8 protein-coding genes are annotated in these 8,261 nt (G+C 59.6%); 5 read left to right on the top strand and 3 right to left on the bottom strand.

The annotated features are described in order from the left end of the window. Positions 1–115: 115 nt before the first annotated feature. Positions 116–586, bottom strand: coding sequence for a MaoC family dehydratase (locus LVD08_RS25905; protein ID WP_003227420.1), 471 nt, complete (start codon positions 584–586; stop codon positions 116–118). Positions 587–629: 43 nt separating this feature from the next. Then, positions 630–1,574 (bottom strand): alpha/beta hydrolase, encoded by a 945-nt coding sequence (locus LVD08_RS25900; RefSeq protein WP_247269608.1) that lies wholly within the window; start codon positions 1,572–1,574, stop codon positions 630–632. A 241-nt stretch (positions 1,575–1,815) separates the two neighbouring features. On the opposite strand from LVD08_RS25900, the gene fadD2 reads away from it, so the two are divergent. Beyond that, positions 1,816–3,504 carry a long-chain-fatty-acid--CoA ligase FadD2 gene (gene fadD2 / locus LVD08_RS25895; RefSeq protein WP_247269607.1) on the top strand — a complete coding sequence of 563 codons (1,689 nt, stop codon included), beginning with the start codon at positions 1,816–1,818 and terminating at the stop codon, positions 3,502–3,504. Between the two features lie 362 nt (positions 3,505–3,866). Then, positions 3,867–5,564 (top strand): long-chain-fatty-acid--CoA ligase FadD1, encoded by a 1,698-nt coding sequence (gene fadD1, locus LVD08_RS25890; protein ID WP_247269606.1) that lies wholly within the window; start codon positions 3,867–3,869, stop codon positions 5,562–5,564. 164 nt (positions 5,565–5,728) lie between these two features. On the opposite strand, the gene LVD08_RS25885 is transcribed toward fadD1, so the two are convergent. Then, positions 5,729–6,106: a hypothetical protein gene (locus LVD08_RS25885; protein WP_007969330.1), complete on the bottom strand. Its 378-nt coding sequence runs from the start codon at positions 6,104–6,106 to the stop codon at positions 5,729–5,731. Positions 6,107–6,302: 196 nt separating this feature from the next. On the opposite strand from LVD08_RS25885, the gene LVD08_RS25880 reads away from it, so the two are divergent. The 3 genes from LVD08_RS25880 (at position 6,303) to def (ending at position 8,150) form a co-directional block, all read left to right on the top strand. Next, positions 6,303–6,494 carry a CsbD family protein gene (locus LVD08_RS25880; protein ID WP_247269605.1) on the top strand — a complete coding sequence of 64 codons (192 nt, stop codon included), beginning with the start codon at positions 6,303–6,305 and terminating at the stop codon, positions 6,492–6,494. A 163-nt stretch (positions 6,495–6,657) separates the two neighbouring features. Further along, on the top strand, positions 6,658–7,614 hold the full coding sequence (locus tag LVD08_RS25875) for a YihY/virulence factor BrkB family protein (protein WP_027612574.1): 957 nt from the start codon (positions 6,658–6,660) through the stop codon (positions 7,612–7,614). After that, the gene (gene def / locus LVD08_RS25870) at positions 7,611–8,150 is read left to right on the top strand and encodes a peptide deformylase (protein WP_003227403.1); all 540 of its coding nucleotides are present in this window, start codon (positions 7,611–7,613) and stop codon (positions 8,148–8,150) included. Before LVD08_RS25875 ends, def begins: the two co-directional genes overlap by 4 nt. The last annotated feature ends 111 nt before the right edge of the window (positions 8,151–8,261 follow it).

Raw genomic sequence — 8,261 nt, 5'->3', positions numbered from 1 at the left:
AAAGTGTGGGGGGCCGGGCCGGCGGGGGAGGGGGGTTCCCAGGGAGCAGGGTGGTGCCCCGCCCCCCCCCCCCGAGACAAACCCCCCTCCCACTTTCGTTTTGTGTACCTGATGATCAGCCGATGCTGATCGCCGGCAACGTCGGCAAGGTCACGGTCTGCTGCTTGCGCGGTGCCAGAATCTCGGCCTCGCCATCCACCACCAGCTCATCACGCTGGTTGAACACGCGAGTGGCGATGCGCACGCGAAACTTCGGCAGCTTCTCGAGAATTTCCAGGCGTACGGTCAGGGTGTCGCCAATCTTCACCGGCTTCTGAAAGCTCATCTGCTGACCGATGTAGATGGTGCCCGGCCCAGGCAGCTCGCACGCCACGGCCGCACTGATCAGTGCACCGCTGAACATGCCGTGGGCGATGCGTTCCTTGAACATGCTGGCGGCAGCGAACTCGGCATCCAGGTGCACCGGGTTGTGGTCGCCCGACATCGCGGCGAACAGCTGAATGTCGCGCTCTTCGACAGTCTTGCTGTAGCTGGCGGTCTGGCCGACTTCGAGGGCTTCGTAAGGGATGTTGGTAACCTGGGTCATCGGTCTTGATTCCTGTGACGGATTAAAGTGAATCCACAAAAAATTATTCGCTGCGATGGGGGCGGCGATGGCTCAGCGCCTGGTCGATCCAGGTCAGCACATCGGCAACCACTTCGTCGCGATTGGTTTCATTGAACAATTCGTGCCGCGCCTGCGGGTAGATCTTCAGTTGCAGGTTCTGGCTGCCGGCCGAGCGCAACGCTTCGGCCAGATCTGTCAGACGCTTGCCTTCGCTCACCGGATCACATTCACCGCCGATCACCAGCAGCGGCAGGCCCGGGTCGATCTGGGCGAGATTGGACGCTTTGCTGATCTGCTGCAAGCCGCCGAGCAAGTCGATCCACAATTGATTGGTGCAGCGGAAGCCGCACAACGGGTCGTTGGCATACAGATCGACCTCGACCGGGTCGCGGCTCAGCCAGTCAAACGGCGTGCGCGCCGGTTTGAATTTTTTGTTGAACGAGCCGAATGACAACCACTCGATCAGCGCACTGCGGCCCTTGCCACCCTGACGCAGTTTTTCGAAACGGGCGATTTGTCGCGCCGCGCCGTAAAGCGCCACCGGCTGGAAGTTCGAACCGCTGAGAATCGCCCCATGCAGGCTGGCGCTGTGATGCAGCAGGTAACCCTGAGCGAGGTAGCTGCCCATGCTGTGCCCGAGCAGGATGATTGGCACGTCGGGATGCTGCAGGCCGATGTGCTGATTGAGGCTGGCCAGATCGCCGATCACCTTGCACCAGCCGTCGTCATCGGCGAAATGCCCGAGCGTCCCGTGTTCGGCGGTTTTGCCATGGCCGCGCAGATCCGGGGCGTACACCCCGTAACCTTGTTCACAGAACGCATTCGCCAGCCGCTCGTAGCGGGCGCTGTGTTCGGCCATGCCGTGTGCCAGCAGGATCAGCGCTTTCAAGGGCGCGGCAGGCAACCACTGGTTGACGAACAGGCGGCTGCGGTCACTCGCGTCCAGCCAAAAGCCTCGGTGGATCATGGCAATTCCTTTTTATCGAGCGGTATCGGCCCGCAGTCGTTGCATTGTATAGCGCGTCCGATCAGCTCACGCCACGGCAGGAAGATTCATACGATCAATGTCGCCATCGCCCATATTTGCCTCAATGGCCATAGCTGCTAGTGTCCGTGAAGCTCCGCTTTTTGCTTTGTGCCCTCAGGGATCAGCGCGAAACCACAGAAAAGCGGCTCCCGGATCGATTCAGGTAAAGAGGACAAGAACAATGCAACCTGATTTCTGGAATGACAAACGCCCCGCCGGCGTACCACTGGACATCGACATGGGCGAGTTCAAGTCGGTGATCGAGGTGTTTGAGCGTTCCTGCAAGAAATTCGCGGATCGGCCGGCCTTCAGCAATATGGGCGTGACCCTGACCTACGCTGAACTCGAGCGCTACAGCGCGGCGTTCGCCGGTTACCTGCAAGCCCACACCGATCTGGTGCCGGGGGATCGCATCGCGGTGCAGATGCCCAACGTGCTGCAATATCCGATTGCCGTGTTCGGTGCCTTGCGCGCCGGGCTGATCGTGGTCAACACCAACCCGCTGTACACCGCGCGCGAGATGCGCCACCAGTTCAAGGATTCCGGTGCCCGCGCGTTGGTGTACCTGAACATGTTCGGGCAGAAGGTCCAGGAAGTGCTGCCGGACACTGACATCCAGTACCTGATCGAAGCGAAGATGGGCGACATGCTGCCCACCGCCAAGGGCTGGCTGATCAACACCGTGGTCAGCAAAGTGAAGAAAATGGTCCCGGACTATTCGCTGCCGCAGGCGATCTCGCTCAAGAGTGCGCTGCGCCTGGGCCGTGGTCTGGGGATCAAGCCGCTGAAAGTCGGTCTCGACGACATCGCCGTGTTGCAATACACCGGCGGCACCACCGGCCTGGCCAAGGGCGCGATGCTGACCCACGGCAACCTCGTGGCGAACATGCAGCAGGTGCGCGCGTGTCTTGCGCAGTTGGCGCCGGACGGTCAGCCATTGCTGCGCGAAGGGCAGGAGGTGATGGTGGCGCCATTGCCGCTGTACCACATCTATGCCTTCACGGCGAACTGCATGTGCATGATGGTTTCCGGCAACCACAACGTGCTGATCACCAATCCGCGCGACATCGCAGGCTTCATTAAAGAGCTGAAGAACTGGCGCTTCTCGGCGTTGCTCGGACTGAATACGTTGTTCGTCGCGCTGATGGAGCACCCGGACTTCAAGACCCTGGATTTCTCCAGCCTCAAGCTGACCAACTCCGGCGGTACCGCGCTGGTCAAGGCCACCGCCGAGCGCTGGGAGCAGATCACCGGTTGCCGCATCACCGAGGGTTACGGCCTCACGGAAACATCGCCGGTGGCCTGCACTAACCCGTATGGCGACAAGTCGCGTCTGGGCACCGTCGGTCTGCCGGTGCCGGGTACGCTGCTGAAGGTCATCGATGACGAGGGTGTCGAGCAGCCGATGGGCGAGCGTGGCGAGCTGTGCATCAAAGGCCCGCAGATCATGAAAGGCTACTGGCACAAACCCGAAGCCACCGCCGAAGTGCTGGATGCCGAGGGCTGGTTCAAGTCCGGTGATATTGCGGTGATCGACCCGGACGGTTTTGTGCGCATCGTCGATCGCAAGAAGGACATGATCATCGTCTCCGGTTTCAACGTGTACCCCAACGAGATCGAAGACGTGGTGATGGCCCACCCGAAAGTCGCCAACTGCGCGGTGATCGGCGTGCCGGACGAGCGTTCGGGCGAAGCGGTGAAGCTGTTTGTGGTGGCGCGGGAAACCGGGGTCAGCCTCGAAGAACTGAAGGCGTACTGCAAAGAGAATTTCACCGCTTACAAGGTGCCGAAACACATCGTGCTGCGTGAGTCGTTGCCGATGACGCCGGTCGGGAAGATTCTGCGGCGGGAGTTGCGCGACATTGCCTGATTGGTGAATGGCCGCGCGTGGCGCGGATCGCGGGCAAGCCACGCTCCCACAGGGATCTCCACCAACCTTGTGGGAGCGGGCTTGCCCGCGATGCTTTTTGGGGGGTGAAGGCCCGGAAAACCGGGGCTTTCAGGGTGTTATAGGATTTTTGCTCTAAAATGACTGCTGAAAAGTCTTGAGTCACTAAAGTGACCATGGAGGCCGCTTTTGGCTCTAGTCGGCCCTCGGCAAAGCTGCTACTCTCGGCGCGCTTTGTGACTTCTCGGCCTGTAGAAAAGCCAGATTCACCAATACAAAACACACACCAATAATAATCGCATCAAATGCGGTGAAGAATTCGCGTTGCTGAGGAGTGGGCTTCCATGATCGAAGACTTTTGGAAGGATAAATACCCGGCTGGAATTGCTGCCGACATCAATCCAGACGAGTACCCGAATATTCAGGCAGTGTTGAAGCAATCCTGCCAACGCTTCGCCAACAAGCCGGCTTTCAGCAACCTGGGCAAGACAATCACCTACGGTGAACTGTACGAATTGTCCGGTGCGTTTGCCGCGTATCTGCAACAGCATACCGACTTGCAGCCCGGTGATCGAATCGCCGTGCAACTGCCCAACGTTCTGCAGTACCCGGTCGCCGTCTTCGGTGCGATCCGCGCCGGGCTGATCGTGGTCAACACCAACCCGCTGTACACCGCGCGGGAAATGGAACACCAATTCAATGACTCCGGCGCCAAAGCCCTGGTGTGCCTGGCCAACATGGCGCACCTGGCGGAAGCCGTGGTGCCAAAAACCGGGGTCAAGCACGTCATCGTCACCGAAGTCGCCGACCTGCTGCCGCCGGTCAAGCGCCTGCTGATCAACAGCATGATCAAGTACGTGAAGAAGATGGTCCCGGCCTATCACCTGCCCAAAGCCGTCAAGTTCAACGACGTGCTGAGCAAGGGCCAGGGCCAGCCGGTGGCCGAAGCCAATCCGCACAGCAGCGATGTCGCGGTGTTGCAGTACACCGGCGGCACCACCGGCGTGGCCAAAGGCGCGATGCTCACCCATCGCAACCTCGTCGCCAATATGCTGCAGTGCAAGGCGCTGATGGGTTCCAACCTCAATGAAGGCTGCGAGATCCTGATCACCCCGCTGCCGCTGTACCACATCTATGCGTTCACCTTTCATTGCATGGCGATGATGCTGATCGGCAACCACAACATCCTGATCAGCAACCCGCGCGACCTGCCGGCGATGGTCAAGGAACTGTCGAAATGGAAGTTCAGCGGCTTCGTTGGCCTCAACACGCTGTTCGTCGCGCTGTGCAACAACGAAGGTTTCCGCAAGCTGGATTTCTCCAATCTGAAAGTCACCCTGTCCGGCGGCATGGCCCTGCAACTGGCCGCCGCCGAGCGCTGGAAAGCGGTGACCGGTTGCTCGATCTGCGAAGGTTACGGCATGACCGAAACCAGCCCGGTGGCCACGGTCAACCCGATCCAGAACATTCAGATCGGCACCATCGGCATTCCGGTGCCGTCGACCCTGTGCAAAGTCATTGACGATGCCGGTGTCGAGCAGCCTATGGGCGAAATCGGCGAGCTGTGCGTCAAGGGCCCGCAAGTGATGAAGGGCTACTGGCAGCGTCAGGAAGCCACCGACGAGATCCTCGACAGCGAAGGCTGGCTGAAGACCGGTGATATCGCGCTGATCCAGCCCGATGGCTACATGCGCATCGTTGACCGCAAGAAAGACATGATTCTGGTCTCCGGTTTCAACGTTTACCCCAACGAACTGGAAGACGTGCTGGCGACCCTGCCGGGCGTATTGCAGTGCGCGGCCATCGGCGTGCCGGATGAGAAGTCGGGCGAGGCGATCAAGATCTTTATCGTGGCCAAACCGGGCGTGACCCTGACCAAGGAAACCGTGATGGACCACATGCGCGCCAACGTCACCGGTTACAAGGTGCCGCGTTCGGTGGAGTTCCGCGATGCGCTGCCGACCACCAACGTCGGCAAGATCCTGCGCCGTGAGTTGCGTGATGAAGAGCTGAAGAAGATCAAGGCCAAGTCCGCCGCCTGAAGCAAAAAGCCCCGCAGATGCGGGGCTTTTTGTTGGAGTAGGTGGTGGATCTGTAGTGACTGTGATGCCGCCTTCGCGAGCAAGCCCGCTCCCACATTCAACCGCGTTCCTCCAGTTGGAATACAGTCAAATGTGGGAGCGGGCTTGCTCGCGAAGCTTTTCGGTTACTGCCGGAACGGCGCGAAATTCACGTTGGTTCCCGCCGGACGCATGTCCTGCAGATACGAATCCTTGTCTGCACTCAATTCCAGGCTCAACGCCGCCTTGCGCTTGCCTTCGTTGCGAATCACCAGGCCTTCGAGCTTTTCCCGCAGGAACACGGTCGGCACTTTCAGGTGCAGCAGTTCGTCGGTGGCCGGGGTGTGCATCAGCAGGTGAATCCACTCGTACTGACCGACGGCGAGGCGCGTCACCGGCAGGTCGAACCACCAGATGTTGCGGTTGCGGTTCAATTCGGCGAAGTGGCAGTTGTTGGTGCCGAGCACAGCGCCGCCCAGTTCCTGGTTGCGACGGGCAATGGCCTGCTTTTTATCGAGTTTCATAACATTCCTGCGGGATCTGATCGTTGGCGCACCGCGCCCATAGCTGCGCATTCTCGGGGCTTGCGGGGTAAACATAAAGCCCAACCTGCATGGCACGACGAAATGAACGGCAAAAATAAATGAAACTCGTGGCAAACCCGGCCAGTCAATCATTACGTACTGACTTTTCCCCTTCAATGCACCAAGGAGAAACACCATGAGTAGCGCTGGCGATAAAGTAAAAGGCATGGCTAACGAAGCAGTCGGCAACGTCAAGCAAGGCGTCGGCAAAGCAACCGACAACACCAAGCTGCAAGCCGAAGGCAAACTGCAAGAGAAAAAAGGCGAAGCCCAGCAAGCTGTCGGCAAAGCCAAAGACGCCATCAAGAAAGGTGTCGACAAGGCGTAATTCCGCCTTGAACGAAACACACGAGCGGCCATCCAAGGATGGCCGTTTTTGTGTCAAAACCCGACAGCCATCCACGAAGGTCGCCAAGTAGGCTACCGTGATGTAGAAAACGGCCCCTGAGTCGCCACGACTTCAACCTGTAATGCGGCGAAAGGAGACGCGAATGATTTTTCCAGACATGAAAGGTCTGCCACTGCACCGGGTGATGGTGCGCACGGTCACTGAATTCGTCGACGACGAGATGTCGACCTACGCCTCGGCACTGGCCTACCAGATGCTGTTCTCACTGTTCCCGTTCATTCTGTTCCTGATTGCGCTTATCGGTTTCCTGCACCTGCCGGACTTCTTCACCTGGTTGCGCCTGCAGTCGGAACTGGTGCTGCCACCGCAGGCGCTGGAACAGGTCAACCCGGTGATCGATCAATTGCAGCAGTCCAAGGGCGGCTTGCTTTCGGTCGGTATCGTCATCGCCCTGTACACCGCGTCTGCCGGTGTGCGCCTGATGATGAGTGCGATGAACGCCGCTTACGACGTGGTCGAGGGCCGGCCGATCTGGAAGCGTTTTCCGCTGTCGGTGTTCTACACCGTCGGCATTGCCGGCATGTTGCTGGTGGCGGCCGCACTGATGGTGCTCGGGCCGCAAGTGATGGGCTGGATTGCCGCGCAGGTAGGGTTGGAAGATTTCATCGTCACTGTGTGGACGATTGCGCGCTGGCCGGTGATCGTGTTTCTGATGATGGTCGCCGTGGCCCTGATTTACTACGTGATGCCCGACGTCAAACAGGAATTCCGTTTCATCACCCCCGGCTCGGTACTCGCCGTGGTGGTGTGGATCATCGCCTCACTGGGCTTTGCGTTCTACGTCAAAACCTTCGCCAACTACAACGCGATGTATGGCAGCATCGGGGCGATCATCGTGCTGTTGCTGTATTTCTACATTTCCTCGGCGGTGCTGCTGCTCGGCGCCGAGATGAATGCGGTGATCGAACACATGTCCAGCGAGGGCAAGGACGAGGGCGAGAAAGTCCCCGGCGAACTCGATGAACATCCCAAACAACATGTCTCTGGCCTGGGGCGTGACCACTCGCTCAAGCCGGACACTGACGAAGCCCGACCATGATCCGTGAAATCCTCAAAATGGGCGACGAACGCCTGCTGCGCATTGCTCCACCCGTGCCGCCGGAAATGTTCGACAGCCCCGAGCTGTGGCAACTGATCGATGACATGTTCCAGACCATGGAAAGTGTCGGTGGCGTCGGCCTCGCCGCGCCGCAGATCGGCGTCGACCTGCAACTGGTGATCTTCGGTTTCGAGCACAGCGAACGTTATCCGGACGCCGAAGCGGTGCCGCAGACGATCCTGATCAATCCGCTGATCACGCCGCTGAGTCCGCTGACCGAGGAGGGCTTTGAGGGCTGTCTGTCGGTGCCCGGCCTGCGCGGTGCGGTGGATCGTTATCAGCAGATTCGCTACGAAGGCTTTGATCCCAAGGGCGAGCCGATCGTACGCGTGGCGTCAGGCTTCCATGCGCGGGTAGTGCAGCACGAATGCGATCACCTGATCGGCCGCTTGTATCCGTCGCGGATTACCGATTTCAGCAAGTTCGGCTTTACCGAAGTGATGTTTCCGGATCTCGATCCCACAGCCGATGACTGATCCTGAGAACACCTCTATCCCAATGTGGGAGGGGGCTTGGGGCCCCGGAACCCGCGCCACCGCGCCCCCGAAGGGTGGGGGACGGGGGGGGTGGGCGTGGAACCCCGCCGC

Source organism: Pseudomonas sp. YL2 (genome assembly GCF_023063025.1).
Taxonomy (GTDB): domain Bacteria; phylum Pseudomonadota; class Gammaproteobacteria; order Pseudomonadales; family Pseudomonadaceae; genus Aquipseudomonas; species Aquipseudomonas putida_A.
This window is presented reverse-complemented; position numbering and strand designations above follow the sequence as displayed.

Bases quoted from the DNA above. Each gene is read 5' to 3' on its own strand.
- LVD08_RS25905 (WP_003227420.1), bottom strand. From the start codon at position 586: ATGACCCAGGTTACCAACATCCCTTACGAAGCCCTCGAAGTCGGCCAG.
- fadD1 (WP_247269606.1), top strand. From the start codon at position 3,867: ATGATCGAAGACTTTTGGAAGGATAAATACCCGGCTGGAATTGCTGCC.
- fadD2 (WP_247269607.1), top strand. From the start codon at position 1,816: ATGCAACCTGATTTCTGGAATGACAAACGCCCCGCCGGCGTACCACTG.
- LVD08_RS25875 (WP_027612574.1), top strand. From the start codon at position 6,658: ATGATTTTTCCAGACATGAAAGGTCTGCCACTGCACCGGGTGATGGTG.
- LVD08_RS25885 (WP_007969330.1), bottom strand. From the start codon at position 6,106: ATGAAACTCGATAAAAAGCAGGCCATTGCCCGTCGCAACCAGGAACTG.
- LVD08_RS25880 (WP_247269605.1), top strand. From the start codon at position 6,303: ATGAGTAGCGCTGGCGATAAAGTAAAAGGCATGGCTAACGAAGCAGTC.
- def (WP_003227403.1), top strand. From the start codon at position 7,611: ATGATCCGTGAAATCCTCAAAATGGGCGACGAACGCCTGCTGCGCATT.
- LVD08_RS25900 (WP_247269608.1), bottom strand. From the start codon at position 1,574: ATGATCCACCGAGGCTTTTGGCTGGACGCGAGTGACCGCAGCCGCCTG.